The following is a 23,735-nucleotide window of genomic DNA, read 5'->3' as shown; positions in this document are numbered from 1 at the left end:
GCATAGGGAGGCAGTGAGATGAAACTTGGTATCCTGGCACATACATTTGGCAAACAGCCTACAGCACAGCTTGCGCAGACGATTGCGGATAACGGATTTAATTCCGTACAGCTGGCGCTGGCCAAAGCATTATCCGATGTGGACTCATCGAATGGCAAGCTGAGCCCAGGGCTAGCGAATGAGATTGGAGATCAATTTGCCCAGCGCGGGGTGAAGATTGCAGTACTGGGTTGTTATATTAATCCGATTGACCCTGATCCGGTAAGACGACGAGCGGACATTGATCGATTCAAGGAGCATCTGCGTTATGCCCGGGATTTTGGTTGCAGCATGGTTGCAACGGAGACCGGGGGCTTGGACACTTATCAGGATACACATCCGGATGGATATGAAGAGAAGGCGTGGAGTGTGCTGAAAGAAACGGTTGAGGAGTTGGCTGAGGAAGCGGAGAAATGGGGCGTGCATGCGGCGATTGAGCCTGTGTCGACACATACTCTTCATACCCATGAACATATGACACGTTTGTTTGAAGAGATTCCTTCATCGAATCTGGGGATGCTGTTCGATCCGTGTAATCTGATCAAACAACCACATGCAACAGATCAAGGGGCTTTCTTGCGCGAGGTGATGGAATCGCTGTATCAGCGCATGATTGTGATCCATGCCAAAGATGTAGCCTTTGATGCACAGGGAGAGAAGTACAATCCGGTACCTGGGGCAGGGATACTGGATTACCCGTTATTTTTTGAATTGTTAAAAACGTATAAGCCACATATCGATATTTCACTTGAAGGCGTAACTGCGGAGGAAGCTGTACCTGCGGCCAAACATTTGCGTGAAGTATGGAGTGCAGTTCGGGTCTAACCAAACCCAGGATGAGGTATTGCATACCGAAGCCAAAGTAGCTGAAAAACCTTTGCGAGTGCAAAGGTTTTTTTGGTACAGAAATTGATAATATACATATTTAATATTTCTTATCGGAAAAATCGGAAATAATTCTTTTCAAATGCGACATCTTGTGAGAGAATATGGAAAACATACGCTACCATGCGAAGACATCAGGAACTTAAAGAACGTATACATTGAGGGAGGATTCAGATTTATGTCAAACGAACGTGAGCTTTCATTTGAAACATTGGCAATTCATGCAGGCCAGGAGATTGATCCAACCACCAACGCACGAGCTGTGCCCTTGTATCAGACAACATCCTATGGATTCAAGGACACCGAGCATGCAGCTAACTTGTTTGGTTTGAAAGAGTTTGGCAACATTTATACCCGTCTGATGAATCCAACAACCGACGTGTTTGAGCAACGGATTGCGGCGTTGGAAGGCGGAGCTGGAGCGCTGGCTACAGCTTCCGGTCAGGCAGCCATTACGTTTTCACTTCTGAATATTGCTGGTGCAGGTGATGAGATCGTATCTTCGGCGAGTTTGTATGGAGGTACATACAATCTGTTCTCGACGACTTTGCCGAAACTGGGTCTGGACGTAAAATTTGTGGATTCCAGTGATCCTGAGAATTTCCGGGCAGCGATTACGGAGAAAACGAAAGCATTGTATGCCGAAACGATTGGTAATCCAAAGGGGAATGTACTGGATATTGAAGCGGTGGCAGCCATCGCTCATGAACATGGAATTCCTTTGATTGTGGATAACACATTCCCAAGTCCGTACCTGCTTCGTCCAATCGAACATGGAGCAGATATTGTCGTTCACTCTGCAACGAAATTTATTGGCGGTCATGGTACATCCATTGGTGGCGTTATCGTGGACAGCGGGAAATTTGACTGGAAAGCAAGTGGCAAGTTCCCTGGATTGACGGAGCCGGACTCCAGTTATAACGGTGTTGTATATACGGAAGCGGTTGGACCGATTGCTTATATTATCAAAGCTCGTGTACAACTTCTGCGTGACCTGGGTGCAACGATCTCTCCATTCAACTCCTGGTTGTTGCTGCAAGGACTCGAGACATTACATCTGCGCGTAGAGCGTCATAGTAGCAACGCCCTTGCGGTTGCAGAATTCCTTGAGAAACATGAGGATGTGTCTTGGGTAAGTTATGCAGGTCTACCGAGCCACGGTTCTTATGAGCTTGCACAGAAGTATCTGCCAAGAGGGCAGGGTGCGATTCTGACCTTTGGCATCAAAGGTGGTGCGGACGCGGGTCGCAAGTTGATTGAAAGTGTCAAACTGTTCTCTCACCTTGCAAACGTGGGCGATTCCAAGTCACTGATTATTCACCCGGCAAGTACAACTCACGCGCAGTTGACCGAAGATGAACAAACTGCAGCAGGCGTTAATCCGGAGTTGATTCGTCTTTCTGTGGGTACGGAGAACATTCAAGACATTATCTATGATCTGGAGCAAGCCATCAAAGCAAGTCAGGGAGCAAGTGTAGGCGCGTAAATGGCATTTGGGTGGATGTGTAAACAATCACTTAAGTGATATGCCATAAACAGGTCATATGAGTATCAATAGATGGTTAAAGCCGTTGTCCTCCGGGACAGCGGCTTTTTGTCTTTTTGAACACGCATGTATGACTATCCATCGAAAAAAGCCCATTTACAAATGTGGATCGCAGGCATATACTGATTAAAAGTTGTATTGAGTAAACACAATTGCATAAGTGCAAAAATGATTATCATTCTCATTCGAGATTATGTCAAAATCATTCACAAAACCATGCTGCTGCGGGATTCCCGCAGCAGCATGTGTCATTTTTAGGGCATTAACAATGGCTCTCATTCTCAATACAACTTCATTTTTGGGAGCGGAATTTAGCAGACTCTTCATCCGCAAACCTACCATTCGAAAGGAACGTGATTCATATGCAAGCGATACATCAACCACTACACAGACAGAAACAAGCGGGACAGCGCTCATCCCAAACACCCGGCTCCAATGGGAGCAAGAAGCCTGATTTCCGAGCCATGTTGCAGAATAAAGAGATGCAATCTGCATTGGGCAGCGGGCTGTTGATGCTGATTGCCTGGGGAACTGCACCTTATTTTGGTACCTTATCCATCATGCTCTACATTGTAGCGTATGCCGTTGGCGGTTGGACCAAAGCGAAGGAAGGCATCGAGACACTGGTCAAGGAACGTGATCTGGATGTAAACCTGCTGATGATTGCAGCATCCCTCGGGGCAGCAGCCATCGGTTACTGGAATGAAGGTGCGATGCTGATCTTTATTTTTGCACTCAGTGGTGCGTTGGAAAGTTATGCGACAGAGCGCAGTCATATGGATATCTCATCTTTACTGGCGCTGAAGCCAGAGACTGCACTGCGTATTGAGGATGGACAGATGAACCTCGTGGCTATTGATGATCTGCAACCTGGTGATCTGCTATTGGTCAAACCGGGAGAACTCATCCCAGCAGATGGTGTCGTGTACCGTGGGAGTTCTTTTATCAATCAGTCGTCCATCACCGGAGAATCCCTGCCTGTGGACAAAGTTGCGGGGGATGAAGTCTATGCAGGTACGGTAAACGGGGAGGGTGCTTTATACGTAGAGGTTACAAAATCGGCTGAAGGGTCACTGTTTGGCAAAATCATTAAAATGGTGGAAGAAGCGCAGGCAGAAGTGCCGGATTCCCAGCGTTTTATGGAGCGGTTTGAAGGAATTTACGCACGTATTGTTGTAATAGTGACCTTACTTGTCATTGCAGGAACTCCACTAGTGTTTGGCTGGACATGGAATGAGGCATTTTATAAAGCGATGGTGTTTCTGGTTGTTGCTTCACCTTGTGCATTGGTGTCTGCCATCATGCCTGTCATGTTGTCCGCGATGTCCAGCAGTGCGCGCCGTGGCATTCTCTTCAAGGGTGGTGCCCATATGGAGAATATGGCTCGCACGCGGGTCGTGGCTTTTGACAAAACAGGTACATTGACCATGGGCACCCCGCAAGTCACCGATATTATTACGGCTGAACATGTAGATCGTACCCAGCTGTTAGCTGCGGTAGCGGCGATTGAGAACCTCTCCATGCACCCCTTGGCTCGTGCCATCGTAGATCAGGCGAACAAGGAAAACATTACACTTCAGGAAGCAGAGCACGTACAGGCTCTAACAGGCTGGGGCATCGAAGGAACGGTAAACGATGTGGTCTGGAGCATTGGCAAAACAAATGTAATGGAATCGTTGCAGTTAGAGAAGATAAAGGACGCTAACGTTGATGATTCAGATGAACATGATGTTAACCCTGTGAAAGTATCTTCTGAGTGGGGTGATGTATGCTCTCGTCTTGAAGGGGAGGGAAAAACCGTATCTGCTGTTATGGCTGATGGTGAATTAGTCGGGCTGATCGCGATGCGGGACACGGTACGGCCACAGGCAGCAGCTGCAGTGAAAAAGCTTGAAGCGATGGGTGTAAAAGTTGCCATGTTAACAGGAGATCGAGCCAGATCAGCTTCTGTAATTGCGCGTGAAACTGGAGTAAGCATGGTCTATGCAGACTTGCTGCCTGGAGATAAGGTGAAGCAGGTACAAGCACTCCGCAAACAGTATGGTCCTGTGCTGATGGTAGGGGATGGTGTCAATGATGCACCGGCACTTGCAGCAGCTACTGTGGGTATGGGGATGGGATTGTCCGGCAGCGGGACTGCACTGGAGGTCGCTGATGCGGTACTTATGAACGATAACATTGAAGAGATCGCTTGGGTGATTGGGCAGGCTCGTCGAGCACAGCGCACGGTGAAGCAGAATATGTTTTTTGCCATCACCGTTATTCTGGCTTTAATTGTTGGTAACTTCCTCCAAGGCGTTGCATTGCCTCTGGGTGTGGTAGGTCATGAAGGCAGTACAATTCTGGTTATTCTAAATGGGCTTAGACTGCTACGGTAATAAGATTTGAAGAGGAAAATGAGTAATTGGTTTCGCTGGTAGTATGCGGCTGGTGGAACAGCTTACGTTTGAACCTTGGGTCAGCGGGTAATGATTCGAAGAGACGATTCGATAATAAGGGAGCTGTGAAATATGGGACGTTATGTACAAGTGGAACCAAATGTAAAAGTATATGTTGAAGATATTGGCGAAGGAACCCCGGTTGTCTTTTTGCACGGCTGGCCTGTTAATTATAAAATGTTTGAATACCAATTGAACGTACTGCCGAACCATGGCATTCGTGCCATCGCGATAGATTTTAGAGGATATGGCTTATCGGATAAGCCTTCCACAGGATATGATTATGATCGCATGGCAGACGATGTTCGTGCCGTTATTGATGATCTGGAGCTGAAAGACGCGGTACTCGCAGGGTTCTCTATGGGTGGAGCGATCGCAGTACATTACATGGCTCGCCATAAGGGACATGGTGTCTCCAAGCTGGCCTTGTTATCTGCGGCTGCACCTGTGTTCACACAGCGTGAAGGATATCCGTATGGATTGACTCCAGAGCAGTTGAACGAGCAGATCATTGAGCCGATCTTCGCAGATCGTCCGAAGTTACTGGAGACGTTTGGTGGCATGTTCTTCGCGAAGAAACACAGCCAGCCATTCATGGATTGGTTCCACGCCCTCGGCATGGAAGCTTCATCTTATGGTACCATTCGCAGTGCAATTGCGTTGCGGGACGAGGACTTGCGAGGTGACCTGAGTTCCATTCAGGTGCCAACAGCCATTTTGCACGGGAAAAAAGATGAGATCTGTCCGTTTGAGTTCGCCGAGCAGATGCACCAAGGCATCGCTTCGTCTCAACTGATTGCTTTTGAAGAGAGTGGTCATGGTGCATTCTATGATGAATTGGAAAAATTCAATTCGGAATTGATTCGTTTCATCCAATCCTGATCAGGAGAGGGCATAATACCTCTGACAGACGATCCTAGTAATTTCATGGAATCTTCATTTGTGGCTAAACAAAGAACCCGGTCGACAGTCTTGGACTGTTCGCCGGGTTCTTTAGTCTTCAATTAAAACAGTTCGGTCAGACCAATCATCGTGATGAGCCCGAGTAAAAAGGACATCGTCGCTACACGTGCATTGCCATCGCCGTGACTCTCGGGAATAAGTTCCTTATAAACAATGAACATCATCGCACCGGCTGCAAAGGCCAGACCATAAGGCACAAGACCAGCTACGAGACTGCTCAAGGTGTAACCAATCATAGCTGTAATAATCTCTACCGCTCCGGTCAGGGTGGCAATACCCAGCGCTTTGAAGCGGCCAATGTTCTGGTTTACTAGGAAAAGGGCCACCAGAAATCCTTCCGGCGCATTCTGCAATCCAATGGAAAAGGCAATGAGATTGCCAAGGTTCTCATCCGAGCTTGCATAGCTGACTCCAACGGATAACCCTTCCGGCAGATTATGCATGGTGATGGCTGCAATAATCATGAAGGCTTTGGTTTCAATTTTAAAAGGCATTTTCTCGGGATTCTCCAGATCGACGTGTGGAATCTTCATCTCCAGCACCAGTAGAACCAGGCTACCAAGCATAATACCAAATGCAAGTACAAAGAGATTCGATTGGCCAAGCGCTTCCGGAATGAGATTATACACCGAGGCTGAGGTCATAATACCTGCGGCGTATGCCAGCAAGATATCACGCAGACGGTGTGATATTTTACGCATAAATAGAATCGGTACGGCCCCTAGGCCGGTAGACATGGCTGATATAAAACTGCCAATGAGTGCATCGTTCATGCTTCCATTTTCCCTCCTGATGAAGACTTCTTCATAATCGCTGCCGAGCATTGACACCGTACATAAAAGAGATCATAATGAACAACAGATTAGAATGATTATAAATTAGAATTCCGTTTCTGCATAGGGCCATTGTCATTTCACAGGCAGGACTTGTGGACATGATGTAGGCTTTTCGTTCTAGTGTATGCAAAAGCCTAAGCTTTTGATGCCGGAGGGTCTAACCTTTTTGCAGAACCCGGGGGAGGAACTATACATGTATAAATCAATTATTATTGGAACAGGCCCTGCAGGGCTGACAGCAGCAATCTATCTGGCACGTGCCAACATGAACCCACTCGTTATTGAAGGACCACAACCTGGTGGCCAACTGACAACAACGACTGAAGTGGAGAACTTCCCAGGTTTCCCTGATGGTATTATGGGTCCTGAACTGATGGACAACATGCGTAAACAAGCTGAGCGCTTCGGTGCTGAATTCCGCACAGGCTGGGTGAACAACATCGATATGAGCGAGCGTCCATTCAAGATTCAAGTTGAAGGTATGGGTGAACTCGTATCGGAAACATTGATCCTGTCCACAGGCGCAACTGCTAAATACCTGGGTATCCCTGGCGAAGAAACGAATATAGGCCGCGGTGTCAGCACATGTGCAACATGTGATGGATTCTTCTTCCGTAACAAAGAAATCATCGTTATCGGTGGTGGCGACTCTGCCCTTGAGGAAGCAAGCTTCTTGTCCCGTTTCGGTTCCAAAGTAACACTGGTACACCGTCGTGAAGAACTGCGTGGCTCCAAAATCATGCAGGATCGTGCACGCAGTAACGAAAAAGTAGAAATGGCTTTGAACCGTACACCACTCGAAGTACTTGCTGGCGACAACGGCGTAACCGGACTGAAAGTGTTAAACAACGAAACAGGTGAAGAAGAAGTGATTCCGGCAAGTGGCGTATTCGTAGCTATCGGTCACACACCAAACACTGGTTTCCTTGGCGGACAGATCACTACGGACGAACATGGATATATCCTGACTACACCAGGTACATCCGAGACAAACATCCCAGGCGTATTTGCATGTGGTGACGTTCAGGATACACGTTACAAACAAGCGATTACAGCTGCAGGTAGCGGATGTATGGCTGCCATGGACACAGAGAAATACATTGAGAGCTTGGAGCACAGCGCAGTTGTTCTGTAATAGAATGAGCTGATTCCAAACAAACTATAGATTAATATAAAACCATATGAGGTGAATTAAACATGGAAAACGTAATTGTATATACATCAACGAACTGCCCGAACTGCAAATCCGTAAAAACGTTCCTGGCTGACAAAGGTATCTCTTATGAAGAGCGCAACATCGAAACTAGCGATGAATTTGCACAACAAGTATGGGACATGGGTGTACGTGCCGTGCCATTGACTGTCATTGGTGAACACCGCATTCTGGGTATGAATAAAACCCAATTTGCCAAAGCATTGGACGCTTAAATCTGGCTGATCATCTGGATCATCATGTGTTGAAAGAAATTTTCGATTCATATGCAATTCCGGTTTTCGCGAGCCGTTAGGATATAGAAAGAACCGTACCCGGAAGGGTACGGTTTTTTGTGCGTTTTCTATGAGTGAATCGGATAGATTGGTATCTGGTCACAAACATCATTCGCAATTGTCCGATGTACAGAAGTGCGATATCATTTTCTTAAGTCGCAGAGCATAATTGAGGTGAACAAGCAGCATGATTATAGATCAGGAGGAGCATTTTCGCTTCTGGGAGCAGGCGAATATACGAGATATCCATGCTCACATACTAGTTAAAACAACTGGAATTAAGGCCATTATAATAATAACTGACATTACTTTTTTATTAGTTCGGGATTTGATCATTAGTTTTCGTGAGGTATACCAATTTCCAAAATTATAAAATCTAGAATGAATAAGAAAAGTTATCAAAGAATTAATTACAAAGAATATCAAAATATAATCTTTTGGATTAACACTCATCATAGGATAAACTTGCAGTTCTATACCCCATAGTAGGGTTATACCAATAAAATAAAGAATAGAACAAAGTATAAAATCAAACAGGAAACCAGATGTCTTTTTAAGCATATTAAAGCTCCTCTCTAATCTAGTGGTAAATCCAATATTAATTTCCAACCAACAATCATTTTACATTGAAAAAGTAAAAAAAACATACTGGTTTGACTACTTTTGTTCCGTTAACTAGGATTAAAGAGTAAGTCAAAAAACTCCATTGCTTATCTTCTGCAGAGGTCAGATCTCAAAACAACGTAAACGTATTAAATATATAGGTACTCAATCCAGAATATCGTTTATATGATTGAAGAACGATTTAAAGAAAGTTCGAGTTGTCCATAATTCAGCATCGATGTTAAGAATGGGCAAAAATATGCAGAAAAATCCCCTTGCGTCTGTAATCAGAGTACATGATAACGTGTACCCATGAATTACTGCGAAAGGGGATTTTGCATGAAAACAAATAATTACATCTAGAAAAAAATACTCATGAAAGTCTGAAATACAACATACACCAGCAATCCTGACAGCATGTACATGAAACCAGCCTTCTTTTTGCTCTGGAACAATCGGAGTATGCCAAGGCTGAACAGGGGCGCAAGCACAATCAGGAACAGGAGGACGGTGACAAACATTTGCGCCGAGATATCTGAAGTATCCACGTAGGTCACGCTTTTTTTCACTCCGTTTCGTTATCGGAATTAACACAGCTTGATTCACACAGCCATGACAAAAATCACATAACCCCATTATACATCTGGATTTCTTTAACAAAAAGGGAGGAAATGGGGCGAAATGATGTCAATTTTCATCTGTTATTAGACAGACACCCTAATTTTACCTAAAAACTGGGATATCGCAGAGTAAGCGGCACCAACGCGGGTGGAACGGCTGCCCAGAGCTGCCCATTCAATCTGCAAACTGCGGCGGTGATAAGGTAATGTACGTTCCTCGACAACTTGTTTTAACGCTGTTTCAATCCATGGACCTGCTTCAGAGAGCGGACCGCCAATGATAATACGTTCCGGGTTGAAACTGTTAACGATATTGGTAATGCCAATCCCCAGTTTGCGTCCAATCGTGTTGTATAATTCTTGAACAGCCTCGTGGCCTTGCTCCGCATAATGAATAAGTTCGCGTGTGGTATGAGCAGGTAATTTTAGCTGGTGATCCGGGTGTTCGTAGGCTTTTTCCGATGCATATAACTCCCAGCAACCACGATTACCACAGGAGCAGGGCAGACCTTCCGCTTCAATGGACATATGGCCTGTTTCTCCTGCGTAGCCCCACGCGCCTTTGTATAATTCACCATCTACCATGATGCCTGAACCAATCCCCATGCCTGCACTGATGTAGATCATGTGACGGACACCGATACCAGCACCAAAATTCAGCTCACCATGAGCACCAGCGTTGGCTTCATTATCGATCGTTACAGGCAGTTGAAATTCTTCTTCAAGCATCGAGCGCAGAGTTACCTTCTCCCACCCCAGGTTGGGTGCAAACAGGACCGTTCCTGCCTCATCCACCATGCCGGGCACCCCGATGCCAATACCAATGACTCCATGAGGGGAAGCAGGAGCTGCTTCAATGAGCTGTTTTGCTGCCAATTTCAATTGCTCCAGTACAGAGGACACGTCATGATGTTCCAAGGTCACTGCGTACTCTGTAATGATGTGTCCTTCCAGATCTGTAAGCACGCCTTTCAAGTGGGTCACACTGAGTTCCAGACCGACTGCATAGCCTGATGTCCCTCGGAACAGCAGCATGAGTGGTTTACGTCCGCCACTGGATTCCCCAGGGCCAATCTCCTGCACCAGGTCATCACTGATTAGATCAGCAACCAGGTTGGATACCGTTGCTTTGTTCAGCCCCGTAACCTCGGACACTCGTGCGCGAGAAAGAGGGGCATGGCGCCGGATCGTATCGAGAACGATCGACTTGTTTATTTTTTTGACCAGCATCTGGTCTCCGGTAATTTTCATATGATTAAGGCACTCCTATTCTTCTGATAAAAGGGTTCTGACCCACATCCGAAACAAGTTATTCGACTATTATAGCGTAAACAACCGTGTAAAAAACATTTTTATTTTTACTTTGTTTAACCAATAGACAAAGTAAATTCGATGTGATAGGATAACGGTGTAAACGATTTCTTAAAACTATTGAGGAGGCATTTTACACATGGCCTATTTTGAATCCGTTAATAAAATTGCATTCGAAGGTAAAGATTCCAAGAATCCTTTTGCTTTTAAACATTATAATCCGGAAGAAGTGGTAGCCGGCAAATCGATGGAAGAACATTTCCGTTTTGGCATGGCTTACTGGCATACATTAACTGCAGGCGGCAGTGACCCGTTTGGTGCGGAGACAGCTGTTCGTTCGTGGGATAAATACTCGGGTCTGGACCTCGCGAAAGTACGCGTGGAAGCAGCATTTGAATTTTTGGAAAAAATGAATCTCCCGTTCTTCTGTTTCCACGATGTGGACATTGCACCAGAAGGCAACAACCTGCGTGAGTTCTACAGCAACATTGATACGATTGTTGATCTGATTGAAGATCATATGAAATCCAGCGGCAAAAAACTGCTCTGGAACACGGCGAACATGTTCTCGAACCCACGCTTCATGTTTGGTGCAGCATCCACTTGCAACGCAGACGTGTATGCTCACGCTGCAGCACAGATCAAAAAAGGTCTGGAAGTTGGTAAACGCCTGGGCGCTGAAAACTATGTATTCTGGGGCGGTCGTGAAGGTTACGACACATTGCTGAACACAGACATGCAACTGGAGCAAGACAACATTGCTCGCATGTTCCACATGGCTGTAGACTACGCGAAGGAAATTGGCTTTGATGCACAATTCCTGATCGAGCCTAAACCAAAAGAGCCAACGAAACACCAATATGATTATGATGCAGCAACTTCGATTGCTTTCTTGCAAAAATACGGTTTGGACAAACACTTCAAACTCAACCTAGAAGCAAACCATGCTACACTGGCTGGTCATACATTTGATCACGAAATCCGCGTTGCTCGTACAAACGGCATGCTCGGATCCCTCGATGCAAACCAAGGCGATATGTTGATCGGTTGGGATACGGACGAGTTCCCGGTTGATATGTACGATGCTACATTGACAATGTATGAAGTATTGAAAAACGGCGGTATCGGCCGTGGTGGTGTGAACTTTGACGCGAAAGTACGTCGTGGTTCCTTCGAAGCTGATGATCTGTTCTTGGCACACATCGCAGGTATGGACACGTATGCAAAAGGTCTGAAAGTAGCAGCGAAGTTGATTGAAGATCGCGTATTCGATGACTTCATCGAAAAACGTTACAGCAGCTTCAGCGAAGGTATCGGTGCAGATGTAGTTGCAGGTAAAGCAACACTGGCTTCCCTTGCTGAGTATGCACTCAACAACGAAAGCCCACGCAAAAACCAATCCGGACGTCAGGAATTGCTGAGAGCACAACTCAACCAGTACATCTTGGCTGACTAATAGCGGATTAGGCAGGGTTGGTGAACGTCGACCACCGATGGTTACTCAACTCATATGTGTTGATCATTAGTATCCAAGCTTGCCTATGCACAAGATTAGCTTGTACCATGGAACGCCTGAACAAGCATGACATTCGGACCGTCCCCGACTTTCCCTTGGGAAGACGGGGGCGGTTTTTTGGTTAAACAACGCGATTTTTTAAAATTTTTGATATAAATGTTTGTCTAAGATGGTGCATGCAGAACGAAGTGAGCAGAAAGGACCCGAGGTAACGGCGATCCGAGGGTTTTCTGATCACGGAGTGACCACATGAGCATCAAGGTTTCATTTATAACCAATGACGAATCAAGGTCATTGGATCAATCTTTCTGTTATAAGAACGAGTATGTTTTTACTGTTTTGATATAAATGGTTGTCTAAGATGGTGCATGCAAAACGGAGTGAGCAGAAAGGACCCGAGGAAGCGGAGCGTGCGCATTTATCCCCGGATTTCTCCCTTGTCAAAGGGATTAAAGGAAATCCGGGGGTAACGGCGATCCAAGGGTTTTCTGATCACGAAGTGACCATATGAGCATCAAAGGTTTCATTTATACAATCTTGTTACAAACGAGAGGAGTTAACCTATGAGTTACGTAATTGGCGTCGATCTTGGAACCAGCGCGGTCAAAACCGTGTTGGTCAATCGTGAAGGAAAAGTGGCATTTGAAGCATCCGAGGCATACCCGTTGTACCAGCCCAAGGCTGGATACAGCGAACAAAATCCCGAAGATTGGGTAGAGCAGACCATTGTTTCCTTGCGTAAATTGCTGGAAGTGTCTGGCGTGCAGCCTTCGGAAATCGAAGGATTGAGCTTCTCCGGTCAGATGCACGGACTGGTCTTGGTAGATGCTGAAGGCAAACCGCTGCGTAACGCAATCCTGTGGAACGATACACGCACAACGGCTCAGTGCCGCCGGATCGAAAAAGTGCTGGATGGCAAGCTGTTAAGCATTGCCCGGAACCGTGCACTGGAAGGCTTTACCTTGCCGAAAATTCTGTGGGTTCAGGAGAACGAGCCTGAATTGTTACAGCAAGCATCCTTGTTCCTGTTGCCAAAAGACTATGTACGTTATCGCCTGACCGGGGATTACGCTATGGATTATTCCGATGCAGCGGGAACTTTGCTGCTGGACGTTGCAGGCAAGCAGTGGAGCAACGAGATTGCAGAAGCATTTGAGCTGCCGATCTCCCTTTGTCCACGTCTTGTGGAATCGTTTGAGGAAGTGGGCACATTGTTGCCTGAGATTGCGGATCAAACGGGGCTGGCGACTGCGACGAAAGTATATGCAGGTGGTGCGGACAATGCGTGTGGTGCCATTGGCGCAGGCATTCTGAGTGAAGGACAGACGATGTGCAGCATCGGAACGTCCGGGGTTGTGCTTTCCTACGAAGAGCGTAAAGATCTCGACTTCGAAGGCAAAGTACACTTTTTTAACCACGGAGAGAAAGATGCCTTCTATATTATGGGTGTAACGCTTGCCGCAGGATATAGCCTGTCCTGGTTCAAGGATACGTTTGCAGCGGACAAATCGTTTGATGTGCTCTTGCAGGGCATCGATCAGGTTCCGGCGGGCAGCAACGGATTGTTGTTCACACCATATATCGTTGGGGAGCGTACCCCTCATCCGGATGCGAATATCCGTGGCAGCTTCATCGGTATGGATGCAGGGCACAAGCTGGAGCACTTTGGACGTGCGGTGATGGAGGGCATTACCTTCTCGCTGCGCGAGTCCATTGATATTCTGCGTGGTGCAGGCAAAACAGTCAATGAAGTCATCTCCATTGGTGGCGGTGCCAAGAACGAAGCCTGGTTGCAAATGCAGGCTGATGTCTTCAATGCCAAGATTGTGAAGCTGGAGAGCGAACAGGGTCCTGCGATGGGTGCAGCGATGCTGGCTGCCTATGGCTGTGGCTGGTTCCCGTCTTTGCAAGAATGTGCAACAGCGTTTATTCGTCCAGCGAAGTCCTATGAGCCGAACCCGGAAACGGTTGCCGTCTATGATGGACTGTTCGCACTGTACCAGGAAGTCTACGGACAGACTCGTAGTCTCAATGATCGTTTGGCTGAATACCGTTAATTCATTTATTTCACTACATTAATCTTATGATTACATTTAAAAGCATCCGCGAAGGCGGGTGCTTTTTTGTCGTTCATCAAGATTAACCCCATGAAAGGTTTCTTTGGCCTGCATATCCGCATTCAGGCTCTGCATAGATTGGAAATAGAGGATTGTGATTCGTCCAGGCATCGTGTGTCCGACATTTTAATAGGTAGAAGCTTGAGCATGGGGGTGAAGCTTTGGATGGACATGAGGAACATGGAAGACCACATATTACCTTATCGATGATCGTTCGTAATGAAGAGAATCGTTATCTCAGGCAGGCACTGGAGAGACATCGTCCCTGGATTGATCGCGCAGTAATCATTGATGATGGAAGTACGGATGCAACGGTCGGGCTGTGCAGGGAACTTCTGGACGGTATTCCACTCGTATTAGTGGAGAACGCTGCTTCACGTTTTGCAGACGAGGTAAGCCTGAGAAAACAACAATGGGAAGAGACGGTGGCGACCAATCCGGAGTGGATTTTGAATCTGGATGCGGATGAGATTCTAACCAGTGACTTTGGGTTGGTACGGGATATGCTGCTCAGTGGCAATGAAGATGCGATCTATTTCAGATTGTTTGATATGTGGAGTGAGACGCATTACCGGGAAGATGAGTTCTGGCAGGCGCATGCCTATTATCGGCCATTTCTGATTCGTTATCACCCGGGGATGAACTATGAATGGAAGGAGACACCCCAGCATTGTGGTCGTTTTCCGTTAACAATCCAGCATTGGTCCTATGGATGTCATGCTCCCCGGGTGAAGCACTATGGTTGGGCGCGGGAAGAAGACCGCATCCGCAAATATGAACGCTATCAAACACTGGACCCTGAAGCAAGATACGGTTGGAAGGAACAGTACGAATCGATATTGGATCAAGAGCCACGACTGTTGGCATGGTTCGAATAAGGAGAGGGGGAGTGAGCACGTTGAAGAAAGAACCGTTACGCAAATCGCAAGAAGAATCCCAACCTCAAATAGAGCTGAATTCACAAGAAAAAGAGAATGAGAAAGAACATCAAAAAGAGGAGCAACATGAGACCCAGAGTAATCATCGACCGTCCAGACGTTCTGATAATTCGCTGGAAACCCGCCAATCGGAAGAGCATGAAGCGTTTGAGCAAGAAAGAATACTGATCGCCAGCCCGATTCGCCAGACAACTCCGGTGCTCCGTGAATTTCTGGATTCTCTGCATGCACTGGAACGAACAACAGTGAAGACGGATTATCTGTTTGTTGACGATAACGTGGAAGAAGCCGCATCGAATATATTGCATGAATTTGTGCTTCTGCATGAAGGGACGGTTATTCAAGCAGATGAACATGGTAGCGGTAGTCCTGACAACAAAGGGGTGTACAGCAAGGATGAGGGAGGACACTATTGGCAGGATGAGCAGATTTGGCGTGTAGCCGGTTTGAAAAATCGCATATTGCAATATGCACGCGACAATCACTACGATGCGGTGTTCCTGATTGATTCTGACTTGGTGCTGCATCCGCGGACGCTGGAGCAACTTGTATCGAGTGGCAAAGACATTGTATCCAATATTTTTTGGACCCGCTGGCAGCCGGATGCCAGGGAAATGCCGCAGGTATGGTTGCAAGATGAGTATGCTTTGTTTCGCCGCGGTGGCAAAACAGTAGACGGAACCGAGACGGAGGACGAGGGCACGCAAACGACTGCTTTTCTAAATCAGCTACGGATCCCGGGTTGTTATGAAGTTGGAGGGCTAGGGGCATGTACTCTTATTCGCAAAAATGTTCTGGCAGCAGGAGTCTCATATGACCAGATTCCCAATGTATCCTTCTGGGGCGAAGATCGTCATTTCTGCATCCGTGCTCAGGCACTGGGTTTTCGTTTGTTCGTTGATACTCATTTCCCTGCGTACCACATCTATCGATTGTCCGAACTGCCAGGGGTTTCCGCCTTTAATCGCAGGGCGAGAAGAGGTGAGGAGACGATCAGTATTACCCTGTGTATGATTGTGAAAAATGAAGAAGCTTCCCTCGCCAGATGTCTGGACTCGGTCAACGGTATCGCCGATGAGATTGTAATCGTGGATACCGGATCAACGGATCGTACCCGTCAGATTGCTTCCAGATATACGGATCGTATCGTTGATTTTGAATGGGTGGATGACTTTGCAGCAGCACGCAACTATGCCTTCGATCAGGCAAAGAGTGAATATATTCTGTGGCTGGATGCAGACGATGTGTTCGAACCGGAAGATCGGGCGAAACTGATCGCCTTGAAACGTTCGCTGGACCCGGATGTTGATAGTGTTACAATGGATTATAATCTGTCATTCACAGCAGATGGCAAGGTAGCCTACAGCCTGCGCCGGAATCGTCTGGTGCGTCGGGATCGGCAATTTCGCTGGATTGGCGCGGTCCATGAATATCTGGCTGTAGCGGGCAATCTGCTGCATAGTGATATAGCGGTTACCCACAAGAAAGATAAGGTGTATACCGATCGTAATCTGCGGATCTATCGCAAAAGGGAACAGGCCGGAGAGGAATTCGGGCCGCGTGACTTGTACTATTTCGGTAATGAGCTGAAGGACCATGGACAGCATGAGGATGCGGTGAAGTACTATGAGAAGTTTCTGGATACCGGATTGGGCTGGGTGGAAGATCAGATCGCTGCTTGCCAGAAAATTGCGGATTGTGAAGCTGCACTTGAACATCCGGAACAGGAAGTCACGGCGTTGTTCCGATCATTTGCCTATGATTTGCCAAGAGCCGAGATTTGCTGTCGATTGGGTGGTTATTTTGCCGACCGTGAAGATTATCGCAAGGCCCTGTTCTGGTACGAACAGGCGACTCGTGCTGTACGTCCTGATGACCCTATGGTAGTGCTGAATGAAGCAGCTTGGACCTGGATGCCGCATCTGCAACTATGTGTGTGTTATGACCGGATGGGTAACCGTGCCAAGGCCCGGGAACATAATGATATCGCACTCGCCTATCATCCAACACATCCAAGCATGTTATATAACGATCGATACTTTAAAGATTTGGAGAAGGATAACGTATTGGAAAATGCCTAAAGCATGCATATAGATTGGAACTGTAGGTATAGATATTGCTGGAACAGTTGTTTGTAACAAGAGCCTCCTCTGATAAAAGAGTGGACGCAATGTGCCACTTTTATGAGAGGGGGTTATTGACGTAATTGCATTAAAGGAGTTATTGTAGATATATTAAGTCTTTTATTAGGGAGGAATGAGATGATGAAGTATTCCAAAGCTACCAATTACGCCCTGCACACGATGCTTTTTCTTGCGGCATCCAATTCAGATAAACCTGTGGGTGTGCAGCAACTTTCAAAGTGGCAGAATGTTTCACCCACATATCTGTCCAAGATTTTAACCAAATTGACGAAAGAGGGGATGATTCATTCTTCATCTGGTGCCCATGGCGGGTATACACTTCAGGAGAAGTGGGAGGATCTTACGTTTTTGGACATCATCCAGGCCATTGAGGGTACAACCTCTCTGTTTGATTGTTGTCATCATAAACAGGGATGCTTAATTCAAGAAACCATGATCACTGCCGAAGGACAGATGGAAGAAGTGTTTAAAAATCGAAAATTATCTTCGATTGCCGGTAAAATATCAATGATGCATTAAGTATTTTTTTGTTTTTTTAATAGATATAATTTGTCTTTTATATCTATTAAAAAAACTCAACAAACGAATATATCCAGAAGATTTCACACACTATTCTTTTGAATAAAGGAGACTGAAATGAATTCATTTATTATCTATTTATTGGCTTTAGGAGCCTTTGTTGTGGGAACAGCCGAATTTGTCGTATCTGGTGTTTTAGATATCATTGCCCGCGATTTACAGGTTTCGATCTCATTAGCGGGACAATTGGTCACCGTATATGCACTATCTCATGCATTGGGAGCCTGGGCTCTGGTCATGCTGACTTCCAAGTTACAACGTAAAAAAGTACTTCTGTATTCCATGCTTATTTTTATCTTGGGAAATATCATTGCATTCTTCAGTTTGAACTTTGGCATGCTTATGTTCTCACGCATCGTATTGGCCATGAGTGGTGGTCTATATTTTGTCCTAGCCACGAACTATGCTGCAAGACTAGCTCCTTCTGGCAAACAGGGTAGTGCCATTGCAACTGTCATCACAGGATTCACCGTTTCATTGGTATTAGGAGTGCCGATTGGTACCTTCATTGCTGCCTACATGGATTGGCACTACGTTTATATCATGATTGCAATTATCGCATTTATTAATTTCATGCTGTTGTACAGATTTATTCCTCGAATGGAGGGTAACCCGTCTCTCTCCCTGAAGCAACAATTATTGATTATCAAAGATAAAAAGGTTATCACCGGATTATTAACGACTGTTTTCTGGATTCTGGGTTACACCATGGTATTTGCTTATATCGCTCCACTTTTAAGTTCAGTAGCCGATTTTTCAATAGAAATGATTAGTACGGCGTTACTTGTATTGGGTGTATTTGCATTCATAGGTTCCCGTCTTGGTGGCTATGCGGTAGATCGATGGGGACCTGTTCGCACGATTCCAATCAGTTTGATTATTCATGCTGGTGCCCTCTTTATTTTGCCCATCACAGCAGGTTCCACAATAGGTATTCTTCTGACCATCATGATTTGGGGCACAGCTGCCTGGATAACAACGCCCGCGAATCAGTTCTATTTGATAACATTGAGACCACAGTCTTCTGAAACAGTCCTGAGTTACAATACGGCAGTAATGAACATAGGTATGACTTTCGGTGCCGGATTGGGAGGTGTAGTTGTGAAATACAATTCCGTTCAAAATTTGGGGTGGATTGGTGGTATGGTCCTGCTGTTGGCGTTGGCGATTGCCCTTGTTTCCTTCAGGTTAACTACAAAGCCAAGTTGAATTCAATGTCTTTTTAAAAGGAAGAAGTGAATATTGGATCAAATGATTTCATCCAGGAGAGGATATGCTTTACAATAATGAATAACGGAAAAGCGGTGACGATGATTGCCTGTCTTCGGCTGCCGAATTGATGAATCAAGGGGAACTGGATATGAATTTGACGGAAGTACTATTGGAGTCGAGGCTGGTCGCGATTGTGCGCGGTATAAGCCGCGAAGCGGCAGTAACAGCTGGACAAGGTATGACAGGTGGTGGCATCCGGCTGATGGAAGTCACACTGAACACACCTGGAGCACATGATATTATTGCAGACTGGCGTGAGCGGCATGAAGGAAAGGCTTATGTTGGAGCGGGTACGGTACTGAATGTGCAGATGGCGAAGGAAGCCGTCGCTGCAGGTGCACAATTTCTGGTGTCTCCCAATGTCGATCTGTCTGTCATTGAATATGCTGTAGAACATGGTGTCGAGATCTGGCCTGGAGCCATGACACCTACGGAGATTGTCGCTGCCCATGAAGCGGGAGCACGAGTTGTGAAGTTGTTTCCGATGGCGAGCCTGGGCATACCGTATCTGCGGGAGATCAAAGCTCCACTGAATCATATTCCACTGCTGGCAACAGGTGGTGCCACACTGGAGAATATTGCTGATTATTACGCAGCAGGCGCTGCTGCAGTGGGTCTGGGAAGTGCACTTTTACCACGAGAAGCTCTTGTGGCAGGAGATCATGAGCAGATTGCAGCATGTGCACGGAGATTTGTGGAAGCAGCTGAAGCCTAGGATTCCAGCATCAGATGAGGGATATGTATACTTGGGTATATATATGAAGGTGCCTTTAGATTAATTGTTGGATCAATCTTTATCATAAAAACCCATGTCGCTTAACGTGCCGTTCATTCTATTGTTTTATGATGGATGTATGCCAGAATTCGGAGAGGAGAGATGCCCTGTGAAAGCTAAAACAATGATAGGCGGCATGCTCGCCGTGGCCGCAGTAACGGCAGGTGGTTTATGGAAGGCAGCGGTAAAGAGCCAGACACCCAAGAAGATTCCAATCACACTGATACCCCCAATGCCATTTGAGGATGTGACCTTTGACAGTGGGGGAGGTCGGGTGCATGGCTGGTTCATCCCGGCCAGAGCCGACATTCCGAACCCATGGCCGCTCGTTATTATTGCACATGGCTGGGGCTCCAATCGCTCCCGTGTTCTTCGTTACGCACGTCCGATCTGGGAAGCTGGATATGCCTTATTTATGTATGATGTGCGTAGTCATGGGGCCAGTGATCCGGTTCGTGCTGCATCTGCCTACCTGTTCCGGGATGATCTGCTGGCGGCATTGCAGTATACGACTGCACGACCAGAGATTGATGCGGATGCCATCGGAGTACTTGGACATTCTTTGGGTGGACTGGGTACGATTCTTGCAGTGACGGAGGGAATTCCTGTATCAGCAGTGATTACGGACTCGATGCCATCGCAATTTGAGGTAATCGTCAGTTCAGAGCTGAGACGCCGGCGTCTGCCCTTGTTTCCACTGGCCCAGTTAATTCCGAGAATCTGGTTCTGGCGACTGGGTGAATCTCTGAAATCTTATCGTCAGCGTGATCCGGTGATCATGCTGAATGAACGGCGCAGGGGGATGCAACTGCCGATGCTTATGGTGCACTCCAAGGGAGATAATTTCATTCCCCCGAGTGAGCTTGAATATTTTATGTCCAAAGCCGATCCGCCTGTTGAACATCTATGGGTCAACAGCGGAGGACACAGTTGTTCCGAGGAAGATCCCGCCTTCTGGGACACCGTTATTCCATTTTTGAAAACCCATGTCCAAGGTCAGGCGAAGTTGAACGATTCGTCTAAAGCGAGTAGTTGACAATGTAGATTCAGCCTACATAAGAGTGCAGGCTAACAGAGGAAACGCCAACGTAATTGGCGTTTTTTTTGCTGTTATTAGCAATATGCAGAAATTCACATTTGTAAAATTGCCCCGAAAACGACGATTAAAAAGGAAGCTTATGGTATCATAGAATAGACTGGCAATATTCATGCGAGGTTATTTGTTATGCTTCTTTGTATGAAATTGAAGGGAGAGGTCCAGATTTGAGTTTGAATTGGAAGTTTAATCTACGTTTGAAAATGTTCGCAACCAAAGCAACAACCGCAGCGATGGCAACACTGCTGCTTGCTTCGCAAACACCAGGTTTTGCAGGCAGTGCATCAGCCGCGCAAGCAGAGCAGTCGACCGCAGCGACAACGGGGGAAAATGAACAACTAGACGCAACGAGCAATGACGTGCCTGAGGGAGCGAAAATCTCATCCAGGCAAGCCAGTGAAAATATACTGAAATTATTTCCATTATTAAAAAAAGCAACGATCTCATCTGCACGATTCGATTCACCTAATTCCTATCCACCGCCAGAATACAAGGCGTGGGAGATCGGGTTCCAGATTACACAAGGCAATCATACTTCGGGATTCAGTGGAACTGTACATGCAGGCACAGGGGAAGTGTTAAGTGTACATTTGCCGTCGGATATCCTGGATAAACATGTCTCGGAATCAGATGTGAAGTTAACCAAAGCTCAAGCTGAAGAAAAGGCCGTGGCACTGTTGTACCAAGCGATTCCAGGTCTTAAGGAAAGTGAATATGCTCCGCTTGGAGATCTGTATTCTTCCATCGAACAAGAGTCATTGTTTGGCAGAACAGAGTACCGATACGGGTACCAGTTAAAACATGATGGATTGTTAACTGACGCAGAGACAGTCTACATTAATGTGGATGAAAGTGGTTTGGTGACAGGTTACTCCCGAGGTACTATTGAAGCCAAGTATCCCTCATCGAAACCGGCAACTTCAGAAGAGAAGGCCAGACAGCAGTTTGAAGAACAGTTCGATGTGGAGCTGGCTTATATCGCCAAAGATCGTCTATCTTCCAAACAGGGTCAGCAGTATTACCTTGCATATACACCCAAAAATATCAGTATCATTCCGATTGAAGCCAATACGTTGGAACGGATTAATACATTAACAGGTAAAGCTGTAGATGAAGATTCTTTGCAGCAGGATAAGAAGTTGAAAGGTGATGTAACGCCTTTTGTCCCGGCCAATGGTACGAGGTTAAATGTTCAGCAGGCCGCCAATCGGGTCGCAACAAACTTTGATATTCCCAAGGGTTATAAGCTGGAGCATAACCAGTTGGGCAAGGGATATTACTCAAGTCCGAACAATCAGGTGTGGAGTCTGAGCTGGAGCGATCGAAGTGCCAATATGTCCTATATGTTCATGCGGGATATCTCAGCACAGGTAGATGCAGTTACCGGGCAGATCTACAGTTATACGATGATGCAACGAATGGGTCCGGAGATGGAACAGGAGAAGCCGGCTGAGGAGAAGGCAGGCAAATTGGTAACCCGGAAGCAGGCTGAGAAACTGGCGATGGACACGGTGATTGCGCTAGTTCCAGACGCAACGGAGCAGTTCCGACTGGCTAACGTGATTGAGGTGGATGATGCTCGCACATTTTTGTTCCAGCGTTATCTGAACGGAATTCCGGTTAAGGAAGATACGGCACAAGTACAGGTGTTAAACAACGGGACGATTAACGAGTTCTATACACGTATTGCGGCAACGCCTGAACAACTGCCAGCAGATGTTAAGCCAGCCATCAGTTATGAAGAGGCCAAGGCACTCTATCTGGAGGAGTTCAAGCTGATCCTCGCATATTCCCGTTATGGCGGATATGGTATGAACGGTGGTCAAGTCATCCCAGCGGGGGTGAACCTTGCTTATATGCCCACACGTGATGAGAATTCGATCTATGGCAACTATGAAGCGCTGGATGCGAACACAGGAGAGTGGAAGCTTTTATACGGGGACACAAGCTCTGCAACCAAAGCCGAACCTACGGATATCTTGGGTCATGTGGCCGAAGCAGCTTTACGCAATATGACACAGCATGGCGTATTGCTTGCTGATGAGCAGGGACGCGTATTCCCGGATCGTGTGATCACCCGAGGAGATTGGTTTAACTATCTGGCAAGAGCGATTAATCCAAATATGGATCTGTACTACAGTGGGGACGGAGATGACAAGTTATACGCTGATGTGAAACCTGACAGCCCGTATTATAAGGCAGTTCGGGCATTAATCGATCAGCGCTGGCTTGCCGGAGCGGACCCTGAACAGAATTTGAATCCGCAGGAAGAGATGACACGTGAAGAATTGGCAGTGCTGCTTGTACGTATTTTACGCTATGAGAAGCTGGCCGGATTCTATACGTTGCCATCCGATCTTCCCAACATTGCGGATGCCAGTGCCGTTACAAGTAAGGGAGCGGTCTCCCTGAGTCTGAAGCTGGGATTGCTTCCTTCGATTGAAGGACGATTCATGCCTGCACGCAAAGTGACGGTAGCTGAAGCGTCACAGGTATTGGAACGGTTGGCGAAGCTTCAAGGTAAAACAGATACGTTTATGAGTGGTAATCGTCTGTATTAGATGATGAA

18 protein-coding genes are annotated in these 23,735 nt (G+C 46.6%); 15 read left to right on the top strand and 3 right to left on the bottom strand.

Annotated features, from left to right (window positions below; all coding sequences use genetic code 11):
* The first annotated feature begins 18 nt into the window (after positions 1 to 18).
* From NSQ20_RS27200 to NSQ20_RS27185, 4 genes are all read left to right on the top strand, one after another.
* On the top strand, positions 19 to 864 hold the full coding sequence (locus NSQ20_RS27200; protein ID WP_100529836.1) for a sugar phosphate isomerase/epimerase: 846 nt from the start codon (positions 19 to 21) through the stop codon (positions 862 to 864).
* A 238-nt stretch (positions 865 to 1,102) separates the two neighbouring features.
* The gene (locus NSQ20_RS27195) at positions 1,103 to 2,410 is read left to right on the top strand and encodes a homocysteine synthase (protein ID WP_036606925.1); all 1,308 of its coding nucleotides are present in this window, start codon (positions 1,103 to 1,105) and stop codon (positions 2,408 to 2,410) included.
* A 422-nt stretch (positions 2,411 to 2,832) separates the two neighbouring features.
* Complete coding sequence (locus tag NSQ20_RS27190; RefSeq protein ID WP_340031222.1) at positions 2,833 to 4,848, top strand: heavy metal translocating P-type ATPase; 2,016 nt, start codon at positions 2,833 to 2,835, stop codon at positions 4,846 to 4,848.
* A 132-nt stretch (positions 4,849 to 4,980) separates the two neighbouring features.
* On the top strand, positions 4,981 to 5,790 hold the full coding sequence (locus tag NSQ20_RS27185; RefSeq protein WP_127546588.1) for an alpha/beta hydrolase: 810 nt from the start codon (positions 4,981 to 4,983) through the stop codon (positions 5,788 to 5,790).
* 122 nt (positions 5,791 to 5,912) lie between these two features.
* Here NSQ20_RS27185 and NSQ20_RS27180 read toward each other — a convergent pair whose 3' ends face one another.
* Positions 5,913 to 6,644 (bottom strand): ZIP family metal transporter, encoded by a 732-nt coding sequence (locus NSQ20_RS27180; RefSeq protein ID WP_036606933.1) that lies wholly within the window; start codon positions 6,642 to 6,644, stop codon positions 5,913 to 5,915.
* 256 nt (positions 6,645 to 6,900) lie between these two features.
* Between NSQ20_RS27180 and trxB the strand changes: the two genes are divergently transcribed.
* Complete coding sequence (gene trxB, locus NSQ20_RS27175; RefSeq protein WP_036606934.1) at positions 6,901 to 7,842, top strand: thioredoxin-disulfide reductase; 942 nt, start codon at positions 6,901 to 6,903, stop codon at positions 7,840 to 7,842.
* Between the two features lie 62 nt (positions 7,843 to 7,904).
* Positions 7,905 to 8,135: a glutaredoxin family protein gene (locus tag NSQ20_RS27170; protein ID WP_036668031.1), complete on the top strand. Its 231-nt coding sequence runs from the start codon at positions 7,905 to 7,907 to the stop codon at positions 8,133 to 8,135.
* 1,022 nt (positions 8,136 to 9,157) lie between these two features.
* Here NSQ20_RS27170 and NSQ20_RS27165 read toward each other — a convergent pair.
* Together NSQ20_RS27165 and NSQ20_RS27160 are read right to left on the bottom strand one after the other, a co-directional pair.
* Positions 9,158 to 9,355, bottom strand: a complete 198-nt coding sequence (locus NSQ20_RS27165) for a hypothetical protein (protein ID WP_017692236.1) — start codon at positions 9,353 to 9,355, stop codon at positions 9,158 to 9,160.
* Positions 9,356 to 9,502: 147 nt separating this feature from the next.
* A complete protein-coding gene (locus NSQ20_RS27160) occupies positions 9,503 to 10,669 on the bottom strand; it encodes an ROK family protein (RefSeq protein ID WP_076253581.1) in 1,167 nt (388 codons plus the stop codon).
* Between the two features lie 199 nt (positions 10,670 to 10,868).
* Between NSQ20_RS27160 and xylA the strand changes: the two genes are divergently transcribed.
* From xylA to NSQ20_RS27115, 9 genes are all read left to right on the top strand, one after another.
* Positions 10,869 to 12,185, top strand: a complete 1,317-nt coding sequence (xylA, locus tag NSQ20_RS27155) for a xylose isomerase (protein ID WP_036606941.1) — start codon at positions 10,869 to 10,871, stop codon at positions 12,183 to 12,185.
* Positions 12,186 to 12,808: 623 nt separating this feature from the next.
* Positions 12,809 to 14,302, top strand: coding sequence for a xylulokinase (gene xylB, locus NSQ20_RS27150; protein ID WP_076319649.1), 1,494 nt, complete (start codon positions 12,809 to 12,811; stop codon positions 14,300 to 14,302).
* Between the two features lie 221 nt (positions 14,303 to 14,523).
* The gene (locus tag NSQ20_RS27145) at positions 14,524 to 15,240 is read left to right on the top strand and encodes a glycosyltransferase family 2 protein (protein WP_340031221.1); all 717 of its coding nucleotides are present in this window, start codon (positions 14,524 to 14,526) and stop codon (positions 15,238 to 15,240) included.
* A gap of 11 nt (positions 15,241 to 15,251) precedes the next feature.
* Positions 15,252 to 17,381 carry a glycosyltransferase gene (locus tag NSQ20_RS27140; protein WP_340031220.1) on the top strand — a complete coding sequence of 710 codons (2,130 nt, stop codon included), beginning with the start codon at positions 15,252 to 15,254 and terminating at the stop codon, positions 17,379 to 17,381.
* 183 nt (positions 17,382 to 17,564) lie between these two features.
* The gene (locus NSQ20_RS27135; protein WP_127546709.1) at positions 17,565 to 17,963 is read left to right on the top strand and encodes an Rrf2 family transcriptional regulator; all 399 of its coding nucleotides are present in this window, start codon (positions 17,565 to 17,567) and stop codon (positions 17,961 to 17,963) included.
* A gap of 117 nt (positions 17,964 to 18,080) precedes the next feature.
* Positions 18,081 to 19,232 (top strand): MFS transporter, encoded by a 1,152-nt coding sequence (locus NSQ20_RS27130; RefSeq protein WP_036606945.1) that lies wholly within the window; start codon positions 18,081 to 18,083, stop codon positions 19,230 to 19,232.
* A gap of 151 nt (positions 19,233 to 19,383) precedes the next feature.
* Positions 19,384 to 20,010, top strand: coding sequence for a bifunctional 4-hydroxy-2-oxoglutarate aldolase/2-dehydro-3-deoxy-phosphogluconate aldolase (locus tag NSQ20_RS27125; protein WP_047841586.1), 627 nt, complete (start codon positions 19,384 to 19,386; stop codon positions 20,008 to 20,010).
* Positions 20,011 to 20,179: 169 nt separating this feature from the next.
* Complete coding sequence (locus NSQ20_RS27120) at positions 20,180 to 21,106, top strand: alpha/beta fold hydrolase (RefSeq protein WP_245838369.1); 927 nt, start codon at positions 20,180 to 20,182, stop codon at positions 21,104 to 21,106.
* Between the two features lie 227 nt (positions 21,107 to 21,333).
* The gene (locus NSQ20_RS27115) at positions 21,334 to 23,727 is read left to right on the top strand and encodes an S-layer homology domain-containing protein (protein WP_076328897.1); all 2,394 of its coding nucleotides are present in this window, start codon (positions 21,334 to 21,336) and stop codon (positions 23,725 to 23,727) included.
* Positions 23,728 to 23,735 lie beyond the last annotated feature (8 nt).

The sequence above is a fragment of the Paenibacillus sp. FSL K6-1122 genome (assembly GCF_037977015.1).
Lineage (GTDB): Bacteria > Bacillota > Bacilli > Paenibacillales > Paenibacillaceae > Paenibacillus > Paenibacillus amylolyticus.
The sequence above is the reverse complement of the archived record's forward strand: the minus strand, read 5'-3'. Positions and strand labels throughout refer to the sequence as shown.